This window comes from Streptomyces griseus subsp. griseus (assembly GCF_000720255.1).
Taxonomy (GTDB): Bacteria; Actinomycetota; Actinomycetes; order Streptomycetales; family Streptomycetaceae; genus Streptomyces; species Streptomyces griseus_I.
In genome coordinates this window covers 20,338-41,541 of sequence record NZ_JOJE01000032.1, presented here as the reverse complement: position 1 = coordinate 41,541, position 21,204 = coordinate 20,338, and the positions used below count along the sequence as shown (strand labels likewise).

General features: G+C 71.8%; 21 protein-coding genes. 16 read left to right on the top strand and 5 right to left on the bottom strand.

What is annotated here, in order from left to right:
• The first annotated feature begins 105 nt into the window (after window positions 1-105).
• Window positions 106-963 carry a tRNA pseudouridine(38-40) synthase TruA gene (gene truA, locus IG99_RS32460; RefSeq protein ID WP_037680376.1) on the top strand — a complete coding sequence of 286 codons (858 nt, stop codon included), beginning with the start codon at window positions 106-108 and terminating at the stop codon, window positions 961-963.
• Between the two features lie 19 nt (window positions 964-982).
• On the opposite strand, the gene IG99_RS32455 is transcribed toward truA, so the two are convergent.
• Entirely contained in the window at window positions 983-1,858 is an 876-nt protein-coding gene (locus IG99_RS32455; RefSeq protein WP_037680371.1) for a hypothetical protein, read from the bottom strand.
• Window positions 1,859-1,932: 74 nt separating this feature from the next.
• On the opposite strand from IG99_RS32455, the gene IG99_RS32450 reads away from it, so the two are divergent.
• The 4 genes from IG99_RS32450 to glmM all read left to right on the top strand — a co-directional run bounded on the left by IG99_RS32450 (window position 1,933) and on the right by glmM (window position 5,949).
• Window positions 1,933-3,156: a glycosyltransferase family 87 protein gene (locus IG99_RS32450; RefSeq protein ID WP_037680369.1), complete on the top strand. Its 1,224-nt coding sequence runs from the start codon at window positions 1,933-1,935 to the stop codon at window positions 3,154-3,156.
• Between the two features lie 204 nt (window positions 3,157-3,360).
• A complete protein-coding gene (rplM, locus tag IG99_RS32445) occupies window positions 3,361-3,804 on the top strand; it encodes a 50S ribosomal protein L13 (RefSeq protein ID WP_037680366.1) in 444 nt (147 codons plus the stop codon).
• A 42-nt stretch (window positions 3,805-3,846) separates the two neighbouring features.
• The gene (gene rpsI, locus IG99_RS32440) at window positions 3,847-4,368 is read left to right on the top strand and encodes a 30S ribosomal protein S9 (RefSeq protein ID WP_037680363.1); all 522 of its coding nucleotides are present in this window, start codon (window positions 3,847-3,849) and stop codon (window positions 4,366-4,368) included.
• A gap of 222 nt (window positions 4,369-4,590) precedes the next feature.
• A complete protein-coding gene (gene glmM / locus IG99_RS32435; protein WP_037680361.1) occupies window positions 4,591-5,949 on the top strand; it encodes a phosphoglucosamine mutase in 1,359 nt (452 codons plus the stop codon).
• Between the two features lie 105 nt (window positions 5,950-6,054).
• Here glmM and IG99_RS32430 read toward each other — a convergent pair whose 3' ends face one another.
• Window positions 6,055-6,975: a DUF389 domain-containing protein gene (locus IG99_RS32430; protein ID WP_037680358.1), complete on the bottom strand. Its 921-nt coding sequence runs from the start codon at window positions 6,973-6,975 to the stop codon at window positions 6,055-6,057.
• A gap of 17 nt (window positions 6,976-6,992) precedes the next feature.
• Entirely contained in the window at window positions 6,993-7,982 is a 990-nt protein-coding gene (coaA, locus tag IG99_RS32425) for a type I pantothenate kinase (RefSeq protein WP_037680355.1), read from the bottom strand.
• Window positions 7,983-8,136: 154 nt separating this feature from the next.
• Here coaA and glmS point away from each other — a divergent pair, with 154 nt between their 5' ends.
• The 7 genes from glmS (at window position 8,137) to IG99_RS49770 (ending at window position 15,514) form a co-directional block, all read left to right on the top strand.
• Entirely contained in the window at window positions 8,137-9,984 is a 1,848-nt protein-coding gene (gene glmS / locus IG99_RS32420; RefSeq protein WP_037680351.1) for a glutamine--fructose-6-phosphate transaminase (isomerizing), read from the top strand.
• 73 nt (window positions 9,985-10,057) lie between these two features.
• The gene (locus IG99_RS32415; RefSeq protein WP_037680348.1) at window positions 10,058-10,429 is read left to right on the top strand and encodes a holo-ACP synthase; all 372 of its coding nucleotides are present in this window, start codon (window positions 10,058-10,060) and stop codon (window positions 10,427-10,429) included.
• A 107-nt stretch (window positions 10,430-10,536) separates the two neighbouring features.
• Window positions 10,537-11,973: a bifunctional ADP-dependent NAD(P)H-hydrate dehydratase/NAD(P)H-hydrate epimerase gene (locus IG99_RS32410; protein ID WP_037680346.1), complete on the top strand. Its 1,437-nt coding sequence runs from the start codon at window positions 10,537-10,539 to the stop codon at window positions 11,971-11,973.
• A gap of 142 nt (window positions 11,974-12,115) precedes the next feature.
• Entirely contained in the window at window positions 12,116-13,288 is a 1,173-nt protein-coding gene (gene alr, locus IG99_RS32405; RefSeq protein ID WP_037680345.1) for an alanine racemase, read from the top strand.
• A gap of 173 nt (window positions 13,289-13,461) precedes the next feature.
• On the top strand, window positions 13,462-14,715 hold the full coding sequence (locus tag IG99_RS32400; RefSeq protein WP_037680343.1) for an alpha/beta fold hydrolase: 1,254 nt from the start codon (window positions 13,462-13,464) through the stop codon (window positions 14,713-14,715).
• Window positions 14,681-15,193 (top strand): tRNA (adenosine(37)-N6)-threonylcarbamoyltransferase complex ATPase subunit type 1 TsaE, encoded by a 513-nt coding sequence (gene tsaE / locus IG99_RS32395; RefSeq protein WP_037680342.1) that lies wholly within the window; start codon window positions 14,681-14,683, stop codon window positions 15,191-15,193. Before IG99_RS32400 ends, tsaE begins: the two co-directional genes overlap by 35 nt.
• Window positions 15,194-15,343: 150 nt before the next feature.
• Window positions 15,344-15,514, top strand: coding sequence for a hypothetical protein (locus tag IG99_RS49770; RefSeq protein ID WP_199815660.1), 171 nt, complete (start codon window positions 15,344-15,346; stop codon window positions 15,512-15,514).
• A gap of 28 nt (window positions 15,515-15,542) precedes the next feature.
• Here IG99_RS49770 and IG99_RS32390 read toward each other — a convergent pair whose 3' ends face one another.
• The gene (locus IG99_RS32390) at window positions 15,543-16,067 is read right to left on the bottom strand and encodes a hypothetical protein (RefSeq protein WP_037680336.1); all 525 of its coding nucleotides are present in this window, start codon (window positions 16,065-16,067) and stop codon (window positions 15,543-15,545) included.
• A gap of 168 nt (window positions 16,068-16,235) precedes the next feature.
• Here IG99_RS32390 and tsaB point away from each other — a divergent pair, with 168 nt between their 5' ends.
• From tsaB to IG99_RS32370, 4 genes are read left to right on the top strand one after another with little or no spacing between them, the layout of a single operon-like run.
• Window positions 16,236-16,889 carry a tRNA (adenosine(37)-N6)-threonylcarbamoyltransferase complex dimerization subunit type 1 TsaB gene (tsaB, locus tag IG99_RS32385; protein ID WP_037680334.1) on the top strand — a complete coding sequence of 218 codons (654 nt, stop codon included), beginning with the start codon at window positions 16,236-16,238 and terminating at the stop codon, window positions 16,887-16,889.
• A 32-nt stretch (window positions 16,890-16,921) separates the two neighbouring features.
• Complete coding sequence (gene rimI / locus IG99_RS32380; protein ID WP_037680512.1) at window positions 16,922-17,443, top strand: ribosomal protein S18-alanine N-acetyltransferase; 522 nt, start codon at window positions 16,922-16,924, stop codon at window positions 17,441-17,443.
• On the top strand, window positions 17,436-18,527 hold the full coding sequence (gene tsaD / locus IG99_RS32375; RefSeq protein ID WP_037680332.1) for a tRNA (adenosine(37)-N6)-threonylcarbamoyltransferase complex transferase subunit TsaD: 1,092 nt from the start codon (window positions 17,436-17,438) through the stop codon (window positions 18,525-18,527). The genes rimI and tsaD overlap by 8 nt, the downstream gene beginning before the upstream one ends.
• Window positions 18,524-18,781 (top strand): hypothetical protein, encoded by a 258-nt coding sequence (locus tag IG99_RS32370; protein WP_037680329.1) that lies wholly within the window; start codon window positions 18,524-18,526, stop codon window positions 18,779-18,781. The genes tsaD and IG99_RS32370 overlap by 4 nt, the downstream gene beginning before the upstream one ends.
• A 77-nt stretch (window positions 18,782-18,858) precedes the next feature.
• Here the strand turns inward: IG99_RS32370 and IG99_RS32365 are convergent, their stop codons facing one another.
• Complete coding sequence (locus IG99_RS32365; RefSeq protein WP_037680326.1) at window positions 18,859-21,174, bottom strand: beta-xylosidase/alpha-l-arabinosidase; 2,316 nt, start codon at window positions 21,172-21,174, stop codon at window positions 18,859-18,861.
• Window positions 21,175-21,204 lie beyond the last annotated feature (30 nt).

Here is a 21,204-nt window from a genome sequence, read left to right as displayed (position 1 = left end):
GCTTCGTCGTGGCTTGTCGCGCAGTTCCCCGCGCCCCTTCAGGGCGTTGCGGGTCCGTTCCTTTCGAGGGGCGGGCCCGCTTTTTGTTGCTGAGAGGATCTCTGTGTGAGTGACGAAGTTGAGCCCGGGTACGTGCGGGTGCGCCTCGACCTGTCCTACGACGGCAGTGAGTTCTCCGGGTGGGCCAAGCAGGCCGGGGGGCGGCGGACTGTGCAGGGGGAGATCGAGGACGCCCTGCGGACCGTTACGCGGTCGGGGGAGACCACGTATGAGCTGACCGTGGCGGGGCGGACCGACGCCGGGGTGCATGCGCGTGGGCAGGTCGCCCATGTCGATCTGCCGGAGGGGGTCTGGCGGGAGCATCACGAGAAGCTGCTGAAGCGGCTTGCCGGGCGGCTGCCCCGGGATGTGCGGGTGTGGGCGCTGCGGGAGGCGCCCAGTGGCTTCAACGCGCGGTTCTCGGCCGTCTGGCGGCGCTACGCGTACCGGGTCACGGACAATCCCGGGGGCGTGGATCCGCTGCTGCGGAACCATGTGCTGTGGCACGACTGGGCGCTCGACGTCGACGCCATGAACGAGGCGGCCGGGCGGCTGCTGGGGGAGCACGACTTCGCCGCCTACTGCAAGCGGCGGGAGGGCGCGACCACCATCCGTACGCTCCAGGAGCTGAGCCTGGTCAGGGGTGAGGACGGGATCATCACCGCGACCGTGCGGGCCGACGCGTTCTGCCACAACATGGTGCGCTCGCTGATCGGGGCGCTGCTGTTCGTGGGGGACGGGCACCGCGGGCCGGAGTGGCCCGGCAAGGTGCTGGCCGCCGGGGTACGGGACTCGGCCGTCCACGTCGTACGGCCGCACGGGCTGACGCTGGAGGAGGTCGGCTACCCGGCGGACGAGTTGCTGGCCGCGCGCAGCAAGGAGGCGCGCAACAAGCGGACGTTGCCCGGGGCCGGGTGCTGCTGACCCGGCCCCCGGGTGGGGTTCAGGAGTTCGCCGCCGCGGACGCCTGGGCCTCCCCGCGCCTGCGGATCTGGCGGAACGTGAACTCCGCGAGGTCGTCGCCGGCCGAGAAGACGGCGGTGTCCTTGGTCGTCACGTCCTTGCCGCCGGTGAAGCCGGCGATGGTGAAGTAGGCGTAGCGGCCGTAGGAGTTGGTGGTGGAGCGGCAGACGGCGCCGTCGCAGAAGGCCTTCACGCCCTCGCCGGAGAGCGACTTCACGATGCTCTGTTTGTCGGCCTGCCCCTTTGCCTTGGTCGCCTGGGCCTCGGTGTCGAACACGGCCACGCCGACCGTCACCGCGACGCCGCCCTTGGTGTAGGTGACGCGCATCACACGCGTACAGCCGTTGTCCTTGAGGACCTTGGGCAGCGTGCCCTGGGCGGCCGTCGCGCAGTCCGTGGTGTCGGCCTTCGGCCCCTTCTTGTACACGGTCGAACCCATGGTGAGCTGGGTGCCCGGGAAGAGGATGTCCGGGCTGTTCGAGGCCGTGTCCTTGTCCTTGCTGGCGACGAACTCCTTGGGGTCCAGCGGGGGCGGCGCGCTGGTCGGCGCGAACGACGGTGCCGTGGCGGACTCGCTCGGGAGGTCCGAGGTCGCGGGCAGCGAGGACGTCGGCCGGTTGGCCTCGTCGCTGCCGTTCGCCGACACCACGGCCATCGCCACGGCCGTGCCCACGGCCAGCGTGGCGGCCACACCGCCGCCGATGAAGAACAGCCGACGGCGTCTGGCGCGTGTCTCGGACGCCTCGGCGAGCGCGGCCCAGTCCGGAGAGTCGCCGCTACCGCCGTTCCACGGTTGCTGCGAATTCGGTTTCCAGGGATCCCACTGTGACTGAGGTCCCCCCTGCCCATAGCTCATGGGGCGCATCTTAGACGGGACATGGGGCGTGCTGTTCCGCCCCGACTGCCTCCGCAGCACCTAGCGTTCCGTCAATGAGGACGGGCAAAAACGACATCTCCGGGTGGTTGGTGCGACGGGCGCCCTGGCCGTGGTGGGTGGTGCTCGCGGCGGTGCTGGGGGCGCTGGCGACACATGTGACGCGGGCGATTCCGGACGGCGGGATGGACAACGTGATCGTCGTCCGGGCGGCCCGGACCTGGATGGCGGGCGGCTCCCCGTACGACGACCCGCACTTCCTTTATCTGCCGGGCGCGGTGCTCGCCGCCGTCCCTCAGGCCCTGCTGCCGCCGGCCGCGCTGCGCGTGCTGGTGCCGCTCGCCGTGACGGGCTGCCTGGCCGCGGGCTGGGCCTGTGCCCTGCGTCTGCACGGCGTCCCGCTGCGTAGTCGCTTCGCCGCCCTGGGCCTGACCGGGCTCGCGGCCGGCTTCGCGCCCTTCGGGCACCTGGTGCTGCTGGGCAACTGGACCGTGACCGCGGCGCTCGCGCTGCCGCTGGGTCTGCTGCTGGCGGGCCGGGGCCGGTGGCCGGCGGCCGGGGCGGTGATCGGGGCGGCGGTGGCCCTGAAGCCGCTGCTGGCCCCCGTGGCGCTGCTGTTCGTCTTCGCGCGCCAGTGGCGGGCGCTCGCCATGCTGGTCCTGGTGCCGGCGCTCGCGTCCGCCGGGTCGGCCCTGCTGCTGCCCGACCCAGTGGGCTTCGTCACCCGCACCCTGCCGTTCCTGCTGCGCGGCGACGACGCGTTCGTACGGCTCTACGAGGCATCCCCGGCCGCCGTGCTGCCCCGGCTCGGGGTGCCGGCGCCCCTCGCCGAGGCCGTCGCCCTGCTCGCCTGCGCCACCGGGGTGGTCTGCGCGTACCGGCGCCGGCGACGCGCCGACCCCGGCCCGCTGCGTCTCGCCGAGACGGCGACGACCCTGATGCTGTCGGCGTTCCTGGCGTCCAGGCCGTCGTACGATCATTACCTGCTGGTCGTGCTGCCGCTGCTGCTCGCCGGAGTGCCGTACGTCGGCTCGGTCGCCCGCGGCCCCTGGTTCTGGCTCGCCCTCGTGCCGCAGATCCCCGGCCTGACCTGGCCGTATCTGGAACCGGGGCGGCGGCGCGCCGTCAAGGACGCGGTGACTCTGTGTGTGCTCGCGGTGACGATGATGTGTCATTGTGTCCGAGTGCGGCCCTCCCGCGGGTCCGGCGCGTTCGTCACGCAGCGCCGGGAGAGGGAAGAGGCCGGTAGGGTGAGAACCAGCAGTGATCCCGCGTTTTGACCCCTCAGGGGCGACACGGGTATCCTGCATGTTCGTTGTGTATTGGCTTGCTCATTCTCACGGGACGGGCCCTTACACCGGTCCACCGGGCCGATGACCAGCGACCAGCACGCGGTTTGCGTCACCGCAGTGCGGTCTGGGCTGTCGTGATCGTCTTCGGTGACCTGTCAGGACCATTCACTGAAGAAGCGAAGGCTACGAACCGTGCGTACGTACAGCCCCAAGCCCGGCGATGTGACGCGCCAGTGGCACGTCATTGACGCTCAGGACGTCGTCCTGGGCCGTCTCGCCAGCACTGCCGCCTCCATCCTGCGCGGCAAGCACAAGCCGATCTACGCCCCCCACGTTGACACCGGTGACTTCGTCATCATCATCAACGCCGACAAGGTGCACCTCTCGGGCAACAAGCGGACCCAGAAGATGGCGTACCGCCACTCGGGCTACCCGGGTGGTCTGCGCTCCGTCCGCTACGACGAGCTGCTCGACAAGAACCCCGAGAAGGCCATCGAGAAGGCCGTCAAGGGCATGCTCCCCAAGAACACGCTGGGCCGTCAGATGCTCTCGAAGCTGAAGGTCTACAAGGGTGACCAGCACCCCCACGCTGCGCAGCAGCCGGTGCCGTTCGAGATCACCCAGGTCGCGCAGTAAGTCCGGCCACCCCCTAAGACTGAACAGAATCTGAGGAGAATCGTGGCCGAGACCACCACCGAGCAGCCGGTCGAAGAGACTGAGCTCGTCGACATCGACAGCTACACCACGGAGTCGGACGTCCCCGTCGAGGGCGAGTACACCTCCGAGTCCATGGCCTCCCGCTTCGGCGACCCGCAGCCGGCCGCCGGCCTGGGCCGTCGCAAGAACGCCATCGCCCGCGTCCGGATCGTCCCGGGCTCCGGCAAGTGGAAGATCAACGGTCGCACCCTCGAGGACTACTTCCCGAACAAGGTGCACCAGCAGGAAGTCAACGAGCCCTTCAAGGTGCTCGAGCTCGAGGGTCGCTACGACGTCATCGCCCGCATCGCCGGTGGCGGTGTCTCCGGCCAGGCCGGTGCGCTCCGTCTCGGTGTCGCCCGCGCGCTGAACGAGGCCGACGTCGACAACAACCGCGGCCCGCTCAAGAAGGCCGGCTTCCTCAAGCGCGACGACCGTGCGGTCGAGCGCAAGAAGGCCGGTCTGAAGAAGGCCCGCAAGGCCCCGCAGTACAGCAAGCGCTAATCGCACGCTGCCTGCACGTACTCCGAACGCCCCGGCGGCACGCCTGTGCCGCCGGGGCGTTCGTTTATCACAGCCTTCGGGCGTATAACGGCACAAGACGCTCAAAGGCTTGTGCGATCGAATGATCAGGCATCGTAGGCCTGGAAACGTGGACGTCTCGTGCGTGAGCCGCACAGCACAGGACTTTCGCAAGTGACGCTTGATGCTTCCTCAGGAGGACACGTGGGACGACTCTTCGGCACGGACGGCGTGCGCGGTGTCGCCAACGCGGATCTGACGGCCGAGATGGCGCTCGGTCTGTCCGTCGCGGCGGCGCACGTACTGGCCGAGGCGGGCACCTTCGAGGGCCACAAGCCGACAGCGGTGGTCGGACGGGACCCGCGAGCGTCCGGGGAATTCCTGGAGGCCGCGGTCGTCGCCGGCCTCGCCAGCGCCGGCGTCGACGTGCTGCGCGTCGGCGTGCTGCCGACGCCCGCGGTCGCCTACCTCACCGGCGTGCTCGGCGCCGACCTCGGTGTGATGCTCTCCGCGAGCCACAACGCCATGCCCGACAACGGCGTCAAGTTCTTCGCCCGCGGCGGCCACAAACTCGCCGACGAGCTCGAGGACCGCATCGAGTCCGTCTACGACGAGCACCGCACCGGCGCGCCCTGGGACCGGCCGACCGGCGCGGGCGTCGGACGCGTACGGACGTACAGCGAGGGGTTCGACCGGTACGTCGCCCACCTCATCGCCGTACTCCCCAACCGGCTCGACGGGCTGAAGATCGTCCTCGACGAGGCACACGGTGCCGCCGCCCGGGTCTCGCCGGAGGCGTTCACGCGAGCCGGTGCCGAGGTCATCACCATCGGTGCCGAGCCGACCGGGCTCAACATCAACGAGGGCTGCGGGTCGACCCACCTCGACAAGCTGAAGGAAGCGGTCGTCTCCCACGGGGCGGACCTCGGGATCGCGCACGACGGGGACGCCGACCGGTGCCTCGCCGTGGACCACACGGGTGACGAGATCGACGGCGACCAGATCCTCGCGGTGCTGGCCCTCGCCATGCGGGAGCGGTCCGTGCTGCGGTCCGACACCGTCGTGGCGACCGTCATGTCCAACCTCGGCTTCAAGCTCGCGCTGGAGCGGGAGGGGCTGACGCTCATCCAGACGGCGGTCGGTGACCGGTACGTGCTGGAGGAGATGAAGGAGCACGGCTACGCCCTCGGTGGCGAGCAGTCCGGGCACGTGATCATCCTGGATCACGCGACCACCGGGGACGGCACGCTGACCGGGCTGATGCTGGCGGCTCGGGTCGCGCAGACGGGACGGACGCTTCGGGAGCTGGCGTCCGTCATGGAGCGGTTGCCGCAGGTGCTGGTCAATGTGCCGGATGTGGACAGGACCCGTGTCGGGGACTCAGCCGAGCTTGCTGCGGCTGTTGCCGAGGCGGAGCGGGAGCTGGGGTCTACCGGGCGGGTTCTGCTGCGGCCTTCGGGGACCGAGCAGTTGGTTCGGGTGATGGTCGAGGCGGCGGACATTGATCAGGCCCGGTCTGTGGCCGGGCGGCTGGCCGATGTGGTGAAGTCGACGCTGGGCTGAGAGCGGGTTTGAGGTGCGGGGTTCTGTGCTTCGCGGGCTGCGGATGCTTCGTGGCTTGTCGCGCCCACGCGGCGGAGCCGCAAATCGACAGAGCCCCGCGCCCCTTCAGGTGCGCTTCCGCCACGCCCATTTCTGGGCGAGCAAGGTCATCGTTCCCGCCAGGATGATGCCCAGGAGGTTCAGGAGGAGTTGCTCCGTTGAGCCCCAGGTCTGTTTCGTGTCGCCGTAGCTGAGGGCTACCGCCGCGTTGGCGGCGGCCGGCACCGTCGTCACCGAGATGGCCACGCCGACCAGGGCTCCGGACTTGGCGGAGGTCAGGGAGAGGGTGCCTGCGGCGCCGGCCAGGACGGCGACGATGAAGGAGAAGGCGTCGGGGGCGTAGACGAAGCCGGTCTGGGGGCGGTCGGCCTCCAGCTGTTCCTTGCTGAACAGGTCCAGCGCGTCCATGAAGAGGCTGAAGCCCACCGTCACCGCCATGGCCACGGCGAAGCCCACCAGGAGGGCGATCAGTGAGCGCAGGGCCAGGCGGGGGGCGCGCTGCACGATCGAGGTGGAGATTCCGGCGAGCGGGCCGAACTCCGGGCCGACCGCCATCGCGCCGACGATGAGGACCGCGTTGTCGAGCACCACACCGCAGGCCGCGATCATCGTGGCCAGCGTGATGAAGGCGAGGTAGGTGACGGAGAGCGTCGACTCCTCGTGGGTGGCGTCGGTCAGGTGCTCCCACAGGACCGCGTCCGCGCCTTCGCCGGGGGCCTCCGCCTCGGCCTTGTCGGCGCGTTTGGACAGCGACAGGTCGATGTTCTCGACGGCGATGGAGCCGGTGGTGTCCAAACCCAACTCCTGTAGGTCAGACAGGAGTTCGTCGCCGGCCTCGCGGGCTACGTCGCACAGGACCACGTCCCCGGCGGGGTTGCGGGCGGCGCCGGGCAGCACGACGAGGTGGGTGGTGCCGACCGTCCTCTCGATGAGGCGGACCACGTCGTCGGTCGTGGCGGACGGCGTGATCAGGCGCAGATGCAGCATGACGCCTTTCTAACGCATCAGAGTTTCCGCAGGCGCAGCCGCTGCACCTTGTGGTCCGCACCCTTGCGGACGACCAGGGTGGCGCGGCCGCGGGTGGGGGCGATGTTCTCCAGCAGGTTGGGCTTGTTGATGGTGCGCCAGAGGGTGCGGGCGTAGTCGACGGCCTCCTCCTCGGAGACCTGCGTGTACTTGCGGAAGTAGGAGTCGGGGTTCTGGAAGGCGGTCGCGCGCAGTTTGCGGAAGCGGCTGAGGTACCAGCGCTCGATGTCCTCGGCGCTCGCGTCGACGTACACGCTGAAGTCGAAGTAGTCGGCGAGACCGACGCGGGTGCGGCCGTCCTTGCCGGGGAGGGCGGGCTGGAGGACGTTCAGGCCCTCGACGATCAGGATGTCGGGGCGACGGACCGTGAGCCTGCGGTCCGGCACGATGTCGTAGATGAGGTGGGAGTAGACGGGTGCGGTGACCTCGTCCTTGCCGGCCTTGATGTCGGCGACGAAGCGGGTGAGGGCGCGCCGGTCGTAGGACTCGGGGAAACCCTTCCGCGACATCAGGCCGCGGTCCTCCAACTCCTTCGTGGGCAGCAGGAAGCCGTCGGTGGTGACCAGTTCCACGCGCGGGTGCTCGGGCCAGCGGGACAGCAGGGCCTGGAGGAGGCGGGCGACGGTGGACTTGCCGACCGCGACCGAGCCGGCGACTCCTATGACGAACGGGGTGCCCGACTGGGAGCCCTGTTCGCCGAGGAAGGTGTTCAGAGCGCCTCTGAGGCCGTCCGTGGCGCCGACGTAGAGATTGAGGAGACGGGAGAGCGGCAGGTAGATGTCCCGCACCTCGTCGAGGTCGATGACGTCACCGAGGCCGCGCAGCTTCTCGACCTCCTCCGCGGTGAGCGGCAGCGGCGTCTTGTCGCGCAGCGCGCTCCACTCGGTACGGGTGAGGTCGACGTAGGGAGTCGCCTCCGGCTTGTGCCGGTGGGCGCTCCGGGGTATCGAGGAGACCGGAGAGATCACAGTCCATTGTTAACGGAGTTTGAACGGGTTGGCGGGTGGGGTCCGTCACGCTCGCCGCAGAGGGCGGTTTCGGCGGTCGTTCGGGGCCGGGGATTTCCGAAATCGGGCATGCTGTGCCGGAAAATGCCGGGCTTCGGCCCGTAGGCTGCGGCCCATGTGCGGAATCGTGGGATACGTGGGTTCACAGTCGGCCCTCGAAGTCGTGATGGCCGGGCTGAAGCGTCTGGAGTACCGGGGGTACGACTCGGCGGGCGTCGCGGTGCTCGCGGACGGCGGGCTGGCCGCCGCGAAGAAGGCCGGGAAGCTGGTCAACCTGGAGAAGGAGCTGGTGGACCGGCCCCTGCCGACGGGGACCACGGGCATCGGGCACACCCGGTGGGCCACGCACGGCGGTCCGACCGACGTCAACGCCCACCCGCACCTCGACAACGCGGGGCGCGTCGCCGTCGTGCACAACGGCATCATCGAGAACTTCGCCGCGCTGCGCGAGGAACTGGCGGAGCGGGGGCACGACCTGGCCTCCGAGACCGACACCGAGGTCGTCGCGCACCTGCTGGCCGAGGAGTACTCCTCCTGCGCGGACCTCGCCGAGGCGATGCGGCTGGTGTGCCGGCGCCTGGAGGGCGCGTTCACGCTGGTCGCCGTGCACGCCGACGATCCGGACACGGTGGTGGGGGCGCGGCGGAACTCGCCACTGGTGGTGGGCGTTGGACAGGGCGAGGCCTTTCTCGCCTCGGACGTCGCCGCGTTCATCGCCCACACGCGGTCGGCGATCGAGCTGGGTCAGGACCAGGTGGTGGAGCTGCGCCGGGACGGAGTGACGGTCACCGGCTTCGACGGCCGCCCGGCCGAGGTGCGTTCGTACCACGTCGACTGGGACGCCTCGGCCGCGGAAAAGGGGGGTTATGACTACTTCATGCTCAAGGAGATCGCCGAGCAGCCCAAGGCGGTCGCCGATACGCTGCTGGGACGCATCGACGCCTCCGGTTCACTGACGCTGGACGAGGTGCGGATCCCCACGGGGGTGTTGCGCGAGGTCGACAAGATCGTCGTCGTCGCGTGCGGTACGGCCTTCCACGCCGGGCTGATCGCCAAGTACGCCATCGAGCACTGGACCCGCATCCCGTGCGAGGTGGAGCTGGCGAGCGAGTTCCGCTACCGGGACCCGATCCTCGACCCGCGGACGCTGGTCATCGCCATCTCGCAGTCCGGCGAGACCATGGACACGCTGATGGCGCTGCGGCACGCCCGCGAGCAGGGCTCCAAGGTGCTGGCGATCTGCAACACCAACGGCTCGACCATCCCGCGCGAGTCGGACGCGGTGCTGTACACCCACGCCGGCCCGGAGGTCGCGGTCGCCTCCACCAAGGCGTTCCTGACGCAGCTCGTCGCCTGCTATCTGGTCGCGCTGTACCTGGGCCAGGTGCGCGGCACCAAGTGGGGCGACGAGATCTCGGCGGTCGTCCGGGACCTGGCGCACATCTCCGGCGAGGTGGAGCGGGTCCTGGAGACGATGGAGCCGGTACGCGAACTGGCGCGCACGCTCGCCGACAAGAACACGGTGCTGTTCCTCGGGCGGCATGTGGGCTACCCGGTGGCGCTGGAGGGCGCGCTGAAGCTGAAGGAGCTGGCCTACATGCACGCCGAGGGCTTCTCGGCGGGCGAGCTCAAGCACGGGCCGATCGCGCTGATCGAGGAGGACCTGCCGGTGGTGGTCGTCGTGCCCTCACCTCGGGGCCGGTCCGTCCTCCACGACAAGATCGTGTCCAACATCCAGGAGATCCGGGCCCGGGGCGCGCGGACCATCGTGATCGCGGAGGAGGGCGACGAGGCGGTCGTCCCGTACGCCGACCACCTCATCTCGATCCCGGCCACCCCGACGCTCCTTCAGCCGCTGGTGGCCACGGTGCCGTTGCAGGTGTTCGCGTGCGAGCTGGCCACGGCTCGGGGGAACGAGGTGGACCAGCCCCGGAACCTGGCGAAGTCGGTGACGGTGGAGTAAGCCGGTCGGAGACCCCGTTGCCTCGGCGGCTACGCGCCCGGTGACGCAAGTGGGCCCACGTAAGGTGCAGCGCATGAGCATCATCGGGGTCGGCGTCGATGTCGCCGAGATCGAGCGGTTCGCGGCGTCGCTGGAGCGTACGCCCGGGCTGGTCCGGCGGTTGTTCCGGGAGAGTGAGTTGCTGTTGCCGAGCGGGGAGCGCCGTGGGCCCGCCTCGCTCGCCGTGCGGTTCGCGGCCAAGGAGGCCCTGGCCAAGGCGCTGGGGGCCCCGCCCGGCCTGCTGTGGACGGACGCCGAGGTGTACGTCGAGGACAGCGGCCGGCCGCGGCTGCGGGTGACCGGGACGGTGGCGGCCCGGGCGGAGGAGCTCGGGGTGCGGTCCTGGCATGTGTCACTGAGCCATGACGCGGGGGTGGCGTCGGCCGTGGTGATCGCCGAGGGGTGAGGCCGGTCCGTCCGGGCGTTCGGCAAAAGGGGTGGCGGAGCGGCGATGAACGCACTCGGTGCGTCACGGACGGGGAGATTCGCCGGGGACGGGGAAGACTCGTTCGCATGCGTAGTGCTTACAGCGTGGAGACGGTCAGGGCGGCGGAGCGGGAGCTCATGGCGAGGCTTCCGGAAGGGGCGTTGATGCAGCGGGCGGCCGCCGGGCTGGCCGCCGCCTGTGCCGACGTGCTGGGGCGGGTGTACGGCAGCCGGGTCGTGCTGCTGGTCGGCAGCGGCGACAACGGGGGAGACGCCCTGTACGCCGGGGCCAGGCTCGCGCGGCGGGGCGCGGGCGTCACGGCGGTGCTGCCGGCGCCCGAGCGGGCCCACGCGGGTGGGCTGACGACGTTGCGCAGGGCGGGCGGGCGCGCGGTCGCTCCCAGTGCCGCGGAGGAGTTGATCGAGCGGGCCGATCTGGTTTTGGACGGCATCGTCGGCATCGGGGGCAAGGGCGGCCTGCGGCCGGACGCGGTGCCGTTGGCGGTCGCGGCGGAGCGGTCGCGGGCCACGGTGGTCGCCGTCGACCTGCCCAGTGGCGTGGACGCCGACACGGGGGAGGTGCACGGGGCCGCCGTACGGGCGGACCTGACGGTCACCTTCGGCACGCACAAGCCGGGGCTGCTGATCGATCCGGCGCGGGAGTACGCCGGGTCGGTGCGATTGGTCGACATCGGCCTCGACCTGCCCGAGCGGGCCGAGTTGGAGGCGTTGCAGCACGCCGACGTGGCCCGGTTGCTGCCCAGGCCGGCCGCCGAGAGCGACAAGTACCGACGGGGTGTGGTGGGGATCGCCGCCGGGTCCGCGCGCTATCCCGGGGCGGCCGTGCTGGCGGTGGCCGGGGCGCTGCGGGGCGGGGCGGGGGCCGTGCGGTACGTGGGGCCCGCCGGGGACGCGGTGATCGCGCGGTTCCCGGAGACGCTCGTGTCGGACCAGGGGCCCCGGCTGGCGGGGCGGGTGCAGGCGTGGGTCGTCGGGCCGGGGGCCGGGGACGACGCGGCGACCGTGGCGGAGGTGCTGAGGGCGGAGGTGCCGGTACTGATCGACGCGGACGGGTTGCGGCTGGCGGAGGTGGCCGCGGTGCGGGGGCGGGCGGCGCCGACGCTGATGACGCCGCACGCGGGGGAGGCGGCGGCGTTGCTGGGGGTGGCGCGTGAGGAGGTGGAGGGGGCTCGGCTGGCGGCGGTGCGGGAGTTGGCGGGGCGGTACGGGGCGGCGGTGCTGTTGAAGGGGTCGACGACGTTGGTGGTCGGGCCGGGGGGCGGGGATGTGGTGCGGGTGAACGCGACGGGGACGGGGTGGCTGGCGACGGCCGGGAGCGGGGACGTGCTGTCGGGGCTGGCGGGGTCGTTGTTGGCGGCGGGGTTGTCGGCGGTGGACGCGGGGAGTGCGGGGGCGTATCTGCATGGGCTGGCGGGGCGGTTCGCGGCCCAGGGGGCGCCGGTGGGGGCGCACGATGTGGCGGAGGCGGTCGTGGGCGCGTGGCGGGATGTGCGGCGGGGGTGAGGTTTCTCTGAGACGTGCCGGTGGGCTGGAACGCGACGGCCGGACCGGCATGCGGGGGAGCGAACGCCGGACGGGCTAATCGGTGGGGTGGGGGGAGGAGGAGCCATGGGGTGTGCTGTGGCTCTGAGAGACTGGGGGCGCCATGAATGAGACAGGATCTGTGTCGACTGCGCCCCTACGGGCCCGTGCTGAGATCGATCTGGCCGCGTTGCGGGCCAATGTGCGGGCCCTGCGTGGGCGGGCGCCGGGCGCGCAGCTGATGGCCGTGGTCAAGTCCGACGGGTACGGCCACGGCGCGATCCCGTGTGCGCGGGCGGCCGTGGAGGCGGGTGCGACCTGGCTCGGTACGGCCACGCCGGAGGAGGCCCTCGCGCTGCGTGAGCGTGCCGGAGTGCCGGCCGAGGTGCGGATCATGTGCTGGCTGTGGACGCCGGGCGGGCCCTGGCGGCAGGCGATCGAGGCGGATCTCGACGTCTCGGTGAGCGGGATGTGGGCCCTGGCCGAGGTGCGGGAGGCGGCGCGGCTGGCCGGACGGGCGGCCCGGATCCAGCTCAAGGCCGACACCGGACTCGGGCGCAACGGCTGCCAGCCCGGCGACGACTGGGCCGAGCTGGTCGGCGAGGCACTGCGGGCCGAGGCCGAGGGGCTGGTCCGGGTGACGGGACTGTGGTCCCACCTCGCCTGCGCCGACGAGCCGGGGCATCCCTCCGTCGACGCCCAGGTCGCCCTCTTCCGGGAGATGGTGGCGTACGCCGAACAGCGGGGTGTGCGCCCCGAGGTGCGGCACATCGCGAACTCGCCGGCCACGCTCACGATGCCCGAGACGCATTTCGACCTGGTCCGTACCGGTATCGCCCTCTACGGCATCTCGCCCAGCCCTGAGCTGGGCGCCCCCGCCGACTTCGGGCTGCGCCCGGTGATGACACTGTCCGCGTCCATCGCGCTGGTGAAGCACGTCCCGGGCGGACACGGCGTCAGTTACGGGCACCACTACGTCACTCCGGGAGCCACCACCCTCGGCCTCGTCCCGGTCGGCTACGCGGACGGCATCCCGCGGCACGCCTCGGGCACCGGCCCGGTCCTGGTCGGCGGCAAATGGCGTACGGTCGCCGGGCGCGTCGCGATGGACCAGTTCGTCGTCGACCTCGGCGGAGACGAGCCCGAAGCGGGCACTGAGGCGGTGCTGTTCGGGCCCGGCGACCGGGGTGAGCCCACCGCCGAGGACTGGGCGAAGGCGGCGGGCACCATCGCGTATGAGATCGTCACCCGGATCGGAACACGCGTTCCCCGCGTCTACGTCAATGTGGCCACCTGAAGGCGTCCACAGGTGTGCGTCCGCGCGGACGCGGCCATGTGAACAATCGACGGGACGGGTAACCCGCACCGATAGGCAAGTGCACCACCCGCATCACCCATACCGGTACGGCAGGTGAACCACCTGCGTCCCGAACGGCCAGACAAGCGATCAGCGGCGAAGAGGAGCGGTACGTGAGCGAGAGCAGTGCGGAGGCCGTCGCGCACGCCGCCTCGGTGGCCGTGGCCTCCGCCGCGGACGCGACGGCCGGGGGCTGGCGCAGGGCGACCGGCATCGCGGGCGCCGCGATAGGTGTCCTCGCGGCGGGAGCGGCCGCCGGGGTGGCACTCGAACGGATGACGGTCGGCCGGGGCATGCGCAGAAAGGCTCAGCTGGCCCTCGACTCCACCGGGCCGTACGGGTCGTTGCGCGGCACACCCGGCAAGGCGCACGCCGACGACGGCACCGAGCTGTACTACGAGGTCGACGACGTCGAGCCCGAGGGCGGACCGGCCCCCCGTCGCCGACGCCTCTTCGGCCGTAAGGCGCCCCTCCCGGTGACCGTCGTCTTCAGTCACGGCTACTGCCTCAACCAGGACTCCTGGCACTTCCAGCGGGCCGCGCTGCGGGGCGTCGTACGGACCGTGCACTGGGACCAGCGCAGCCACGGGCGGTCCGGGCGCGGGGCGGCACAGATCCAGGAGGACGTGCCGGTCACCATCGACCAGCTGGGCCAGGACCTGAAGGCCGTCATCGACGCCGCCGCGCCGGACGGGCCGCTCGTGCTCGTCGGTCACTCCATGGGCGGGATGACGGTGATGGCGCTGGCCGCGCAGTATCCGGAGCTCATCCGGGAACGGGTGGTGGGTACGGCGCTGGTCGGGACGTCGTCGGGGCGGCTCGGCGAGGTCAACTTCGGGCTCCCCGTGGCCGGCGTCAACGCGGTGCGGCGGGTGCTCCCCGGGGTGCTGAAGGCGCTGGGGCAGCGGGCCGAGCTGGTGGAGAAGGGGCGCAGGGCGACGGCGGAACTGTTCGCCGGGATCATCAAGCGGTACTCGTTCGCGTCCCGTGACGTCGACCCCGGGATCGAGCGGTTCGCCGAGCGGATGATCGAGGGCACGCCGATCGACGTGGTCGCCGAGTTCTACCCGGCGTTCACCGACCACGACAAGACCGAGGCACTCGCCCACTTCACCGACATGCCGGTGCTCGTGCTGGCCGGGGTCGCCGACCTCGTGACGCCGAGCGAGCACAGCGAAGCCATCGCCGACCTGCTGCCGGACGCCGAGCTGGTCCTCGTACCGGACGCCGGGCACCTGGTGATGCTGGAGCACCCGGAGGTGGTCACCGACCGCCTCGCCGACCTGCTCACCCGCACGGGCGCGGTGCCCGCAGGGGCTACCGTGGGTGGCTATGGAAGCACCAGCGGCACCGCGCAACCCGGCTGACCTCGAACTGACCGTCACCTCTCCCGAGCAGATGCGGGAGCTGGGCCGCCGACTGGCCAAGCTCTTGCGGGCCGGTGACCTCCTGATGCTCAGCGGGGAGCTCGGCGCGGGCAAGACGACGCTCACGCGCGGGCTCGGCGAGGGCCTGGGAGTGCGGGGCGCGGTCACCTCGCCGACCTTCGTGATCGCCCGCGTGCACCCCTCCCTCGGGGACGGTCCGCCGCTCGTCCACGTCGACGCGTACCGGCTCTCCGGTGGGCTCGACGAGATGGAGGACCTCGACCTCGACGTCTCGTTGCCGGAGTCGGTGATCGTCGTGGAGTGGGGCGAGGGCAAGGTCGAGGAGCTGACGGAGGACCGGCTCCAGGTCGTCATCCACCGGGCGGTCGGAGACACCACCGACGAGGTACGGCACGTGACCGTGTCCGGGCTCGGGGAGCGGTGGGCGACGGTGGATCTGAGCGTGCTCTCCGCCTGAGGCGCGGGGGCGCTGAGTCGATCGTATGAACGTTCCGACAAGACGTCGGCAAGATGTTGCGCCGGGCGTCCCGGGCGTGGTCACATGGTATCCAGCCCCGTAGTTAGGTGTGCCTAAGTACGTCTGCCCCCGGCCCCTCAGGAGGCGCCCATGTCCACTGCGGAGACCAAGGTGGTCCAGCCGCGGCCGTACGCACTGCCCGGGGTGTCCATGCGCGACCTGCTGGCCTCCTGCGCGGCCGCGCACACGATCTCGACGCCGCCCCGCGTGCCGGACCCGGGGACGATGGAGCGGACCGAGCCGCGCCGCAAGGCCGCCTAGGGAAACCGGCGGGCGCCGGATCACTCGATCAGGGGACCACGACGATGTGCTGGCCGATCGTCGCGAACCGCCACATCGCCTCGCCGTCCGCGCGCGACTCGCGGATGCCGCCCGTCGGCACCGACGCGTCGGCCGGCTGCGGCACACTGCTCGTGGCCGCGCTGAAGCCGACGGGCACGCCTTGCAGGACGGCGAAGCGCACGACGTGCTCGATGGGGGTGCCGTCGGTGCCGGTGACGGCGCTCGAGCGGGAGGTGACCCGGTAGTGGCCCGGGGTCGGGTCGACCGTGCCGGGTGTCACCTTGAACGTGCGCCGGACCGCGCCGTCCCCTTCGACGAGCCACACCCGGTCGCCGCCGACCGAGTACACGACACGCTCACCCGTGCCGGAACGACCGGGCGGGACGGCGGGGTCCTGCTTCACCCGGGGGGCCTTCGTCACCGGAGGTGAGGCGCTCGCCCTGGGCCTGGCCAGGGAGGGGGGCGCGCTCGCCGACGCCTGGTAGGCGAGGAAGCCGACGGTGCCCACGGCCGCCACGGTGAGCCCGGCCACGATTGTCGAGCTGCTCCTTGCCACCGTCGCCACCTCTGCTTCTGTCCTTCGAGCTTCGCCGTGCAGCCCTGTGCGTGTGCGTCCAGGTGCTTCCCGGCGACGTTAGCAGTCACCGGGCGCCGCACCGTGGCGGCCGACACGGGCCCCTGGGCGCCGTAGGCTGTTTGCGTGCTCTTGCTCGCTCTGGATACCGCCACCCCAGCCATCACCGTCGCCGTGCACGACGGAACGGACGTCATCGCCTCGTCGAGCCAGGTGGACGCGCGCCGGCACGGCGAGCTGCTGCTGCCGGCCGTCGACCGTGTGTTCGCCGAGGCCGGACTGAAGCTCGACGCCGTCACCGGCATCGTCGTCGGCATCGGCCCCGGCCCCTACACCGGGCTGCGCGTCGGCCTGATGACCGCCGACACCTTCGGACTCGCCCTCGGCGTCCCCGTGCACGGACTGTGCACCCTCGACGGGCTCGCCTACGCGTCCGACATCGACGGCCCCTTCGTCGTGGCGACCGACGCCCGGCGCAAGGAGGTCTACTGGGCGCGCTACGCCGACTCCCGGACCCGCCTCACGGGCCCGGCCGTCGACCGGCCCGCCGACATCGCCGAACAGGTGGCCGGACTGCCGGCCGTCGGCGCGGGCGCGCTGCTGTACCCGGACACCTTCCCGAACGCGCACGAGCCGCAGCACGTGTCCGCCGCGGCGCTGGCCGCGCTGGCCGCCGAGAAGCTGGCGGCGGGCGAGGAGCTGCCCGCGCCACGGCCGCTGTACCTGCGCCGTCCGGACGCCCAGGTCCCGAAGAACTACAAGGTGGTCACCCCCAAGTGACCGATACGACCGTGACTCCTCGGCTGCGCGAGATGCGCTGGTGGGACATCGACCCGGTACTCGAACTGGAGAAGGACCTCTTCCCCGAGGACGCCTGGTCGCGGGGGATGTTCTGGTCCGAGCTGGCCCACTCGCGCGGTCCCGAGGCGACCCGCCGCTACCTGGTGGCCGAGTCGGACGACCGGATCGTCGGATACGCGGGGCTGGCCGCCACCGGTGTCGCGTCCGACAGCGGTTCCGCCGAGGGCGCCGACATCCAGACCATCGCCGTCGCCCGCGACCACTGGGGGACGGGACTCGGCGGGCGGCTGCTCACCGAGCTGCTGAAGGCGGCGACCGCCTTCGAGTGTGCCGAAGTGATGCTGGAGTGCCGGATCGACAACGTCCGCGCGCAGAAGCTGTACGAGCGCTTCGGCTTCGAGCCCATCGGGTTCAGGCGCGGCTACTACCAGCCGGGGAACGTGGACGCCCTGGTGATGCGCCTGATCACAGCGTCCAAGAGCGGCGCCGCCGCGGAATCGACATCAGTGCAAGGAACCGACACCCATGGCTGACGAACCCCTCGTCCTCGGCATCGAGACCTCCTGCGACGAGACCGGCGTCGGCATCGTCCGGGGCACCACCCTGCTGGCGGACGCCGTCGCCTCCAGCGTCGACGAGCACGCCCGCTTCGGCGGGGTCGTGCCGGAAGTGGCCAGCAGGGCCCACCTGGAGGCGATGGTCCCGACCGTCGACCGGGCGCTGAAGGAGGCGGGCGTCTCCGCGAAGGACCTGGACGGCATCGCCGTGACGGCCGGCCCGGGGCTGGCGGGGGCGCTGCTGGTCGGCGTATCGGCGGCGAAGGCGTACGCCTACGCGCTCGGCAAGCCGCTCTACGGCGTCAACCACCTCGCCTCGCACATCTGCGTGGACCAGCTGGAGCACGGGGCGCTGCCGGAGCCGACGATGGCGCTGCTGGTGAGCGGCGGGCACTCCTCGCTGCTCCTGTCGACGGACATCACCTCGGACGTGCGCCCGATGGGCTCCACCATCGACGACGCGGCGGGCGAGGCGTTCGACAAGATCGCGCGCGTGCTGAACCTGGGCTTCCCGGGCGGCCCGGTCATCGACCGGTACGCGCGCGAGGGCGATCCGGAGGCGATCGCCTTCCCGCGCGGCCTGACCGGCCCGCGCGACCCCCTGTACGACTTCTCCTTCTCCGGCCTGAAGACGGCCGTGGCCCGCTGGATCGAGGCGAAGCGGGCGGCGGGCGAGGAGGTGCCGGTGCGTGACGTGGCCGCGTCCTTCCAGGAGGCGGTGGTGGACGTGCTGACCCGCAAGGCGGTACGGGCCTGCAAGGACCAGGGCGTCGACCACCTGATGATCGGCGGCGGTGTGGCGGCCAACTCCAGGCTCCGCGTACTGGCGCAGGAACGCTGCGAGGCGGCCGGCATCCGGCTGCGGGTGCCGCGCCCCAAGCTGTGCACGGACAACGGTGCGATGGTGGCGGCGCTGGGCGCGGAGATGGTGACCCGGGGGCGTCCGGCGTCCAGCTGGGACCTGTCGGCGGACTCGTCCCTGCCGGTGACGGACCCGCACGTGCCCGCTCCCACCCACGACCACGTGCACGAGGTGAGCGGGGAGAACCTCTACTCGTGACGCTCGCGCTGATGTGGGAGGCCCGTGCGGTGCCCGGCCGGGGCGAGGACCTGCTGACCTGGGCACGGGCACAGGGCCTGCCGGCCGAGCCACTGCGCCGCGAGACCTTCCGGGCCCCCGGCGACCGGGTGCTGGTCATCACGTGGTGGGACGCGCCGTACGACGCAAAACTCCCGGAACTGCCCGATCCGGACGGTGAGTTGGTGACGCGGGCGGTGCATCGGTGGCGGTTCGAGGTGGTGGGGGAGGAGTAGCGATGGGTCCGCTGCCCGGGCGGCCCCCCGAGCCGCCCGGACAGCGGGAGCCGGCCCCCCAACAAGCCGGCCGTCCCTCAGGCGCGAGCCACCTCCGCCTCGCACCGCAGGTGCCGGTCCGTCCCGGCGTCACGCACGGGTCCGGTCAGTCGCAGAGCAGCCGCGTGCCGCGTCTCCGCGCTGGATGTTCCCAACCGCAGTTCCAGCGCCCCCGGTTCGACCACCCGCCGCCCCGCGCGGTCGGTGAAGGCCGACAGGTCCGTGTGGAAGTGGAAGGTCACCCGCGCCGACTCGCCCGGGTCCAGTTCCAGGCGCTGGTAGCCGATCAGGCGGACGTCGGGGCGGGTCACGGAGGCCACCGGGTCGTGCAGGTAGAGCTGGACGACCTCCGCACCCGGCACGTCGCCGGAGTTGCGGACGGTGAGGGAGAGGTCGTACGAGCCGTCCGTGGCGATCTCCGTCGGTTCGGTGCCACCGGTGAAGTCGTCCCAGGTGAAGGTCGTGTAGGAGCGGCCGTGCCCGAAGGGGTAGAGCGGGGTCGGGTCGAGGTTGCTGACCGCGTCGGCGAGGCCGAGCGGTGGTTGGAGGTAGGTCCACGGCTGGCCGCCCGGTACCTGCGGGACGCTGACCGGGAGGCGGCCGGAGGGGTTGACGCGGCCCGACAGCACCCCGGCCACCGCCGGGCCGCCCTCCTCCCCCGGGAAGAAGGCCTGGACGACCGCGCCCAGGCGGCCGTGCCAGCGGCCGAGCGCGTACGGACGGCCCGTGAGGAGGACGAGGACGACCGGGACGCCCGTGCCGATCAGCGCGTCCAGCAACTCGCTCTGCGCGCCGGGCAGCCGTAGCTCCGTCACGTCACAGCCCTCGCCCGAGGTGCCGCGACCGAACAGGCCCGCCCGGTCGCCCAGGACGGCCACGCAGACGTCCGCCTCCGACGCCCGCGCGAACGCCTCCGGGAAACCGGAGGTGTCCGGGTCGGACACCCCGCAGCCCTCCGCGAACGTCACCTTCGCGTCCGGGAGTTCGGTGCGCAGGGCGTCCAGCAGCGTCGGGATCTCGATGCCCAGCGGCACCTCGGGGTGGTGGGGCAGGACGTGGGAGGGGAAGGAGTAGCAGCCGAGCATCGCCAGGGCGTCCGCCGCCCTCGGGCCCACCACCGCGATCCGGGTGTCGGGGGAGAGGGGGAGCAGACCGTCGGGGTTGTCCAGCAGCACCACCGACTCCTCCGCGAGCCGGCGGGCCAGGGCCCGGTTGGCCGCCGAATCCAGATCGATCCGCTCGGGCTCGGCCGGCTCGGGGCGCCAGTCCTCATCCAGCAGGCCCAACTCGCACTTCTGCTCCAGGACCCGGCGCACCGCCCGGTCCACCAGCGCCTCCGGGACCCGGCCCTCGCGGACGGCCTCGGTCAGCGGCTCGCCGTAGCACTTCAGCGTGGGCAGCTCCACGTCGATACCGGCGGCCAGCGCCAGACGGGCCGCGTCGGCGGTGGAGCCGGCCACGCGGTGCAGGCTCTCGAGGAAGCCGATGCCGAAGTAGTCGGCGACCACCGTGCCCGCGAACTCCCACTCCTCGCGGAGGAGTTCGGTCAGCAGGGCGGGGTCAGCCGACGCGGGGATGCCGTCCGTCTCCGTGTACGCGGCCATCACCGACCGCGCCCCGCCCTCGCGCAGCGCCATCTCGAAGGGGGGCAGGGTCACATCGGCGAACTCCCGGATCCCCGCCCGGACGGGCGCGAGGTTGCGGGCGCCCGCCGAGGAGGCGTACCCGGCGAAGTGCTTGAGCGTGGCGACGACCCCGGCCGACTCCAGACCGCGCACATAGGCCGAGCCGACCGTGCCGACCAGGTACGGGTCCTCGCCGATCGTTTCCTCCACCCGGCCCCAGCGCGCGTCCCGTACGACGTCCAGGACGGGCGCGAGGCCCTGGTGGACGCCGACCGAGCGCAGGTCGCGGCCGATGTGCCGGCCCACCTCCTCGACCAGCGGCGGGTCGAAGCTGGCGCCCCAGGCGAGGGGGACGGGGTACGCCGTGGCGCCCCAGGTGGTGAAGCCGGCCAGGCACTCCTCGTGGGCCACGGCCGGGATGCCGAAGCGGCCCGCGTCGGCGATCCGGCGCTGGGCGCGGGCCAACGCCTGCGCGCCCAGCGCCGGGTCCACGGGGGCCGTACCGAAGGAACGGGTGAGCTGGCCGAGGCCCAGGGTGATCAGCTCGTCCCAGTCGTAGTCGGCGGTCATGTCGTGCTGGTGCGGGGCGACGCCCTCGCCGTCCGTCTCGGCACCCACCCACACGCCGTAGAGCTGGGCGGTCTTCTCCTCCAGGGTCATCCGGGAGAGGAGGTCGCCGACGCGGGCGGCGACGGGCAGGGCGGGGTCACGCCAGGGGGCGGTGGTCATGAAACTCCTGTCAGAGGTCGGTGAGCCACC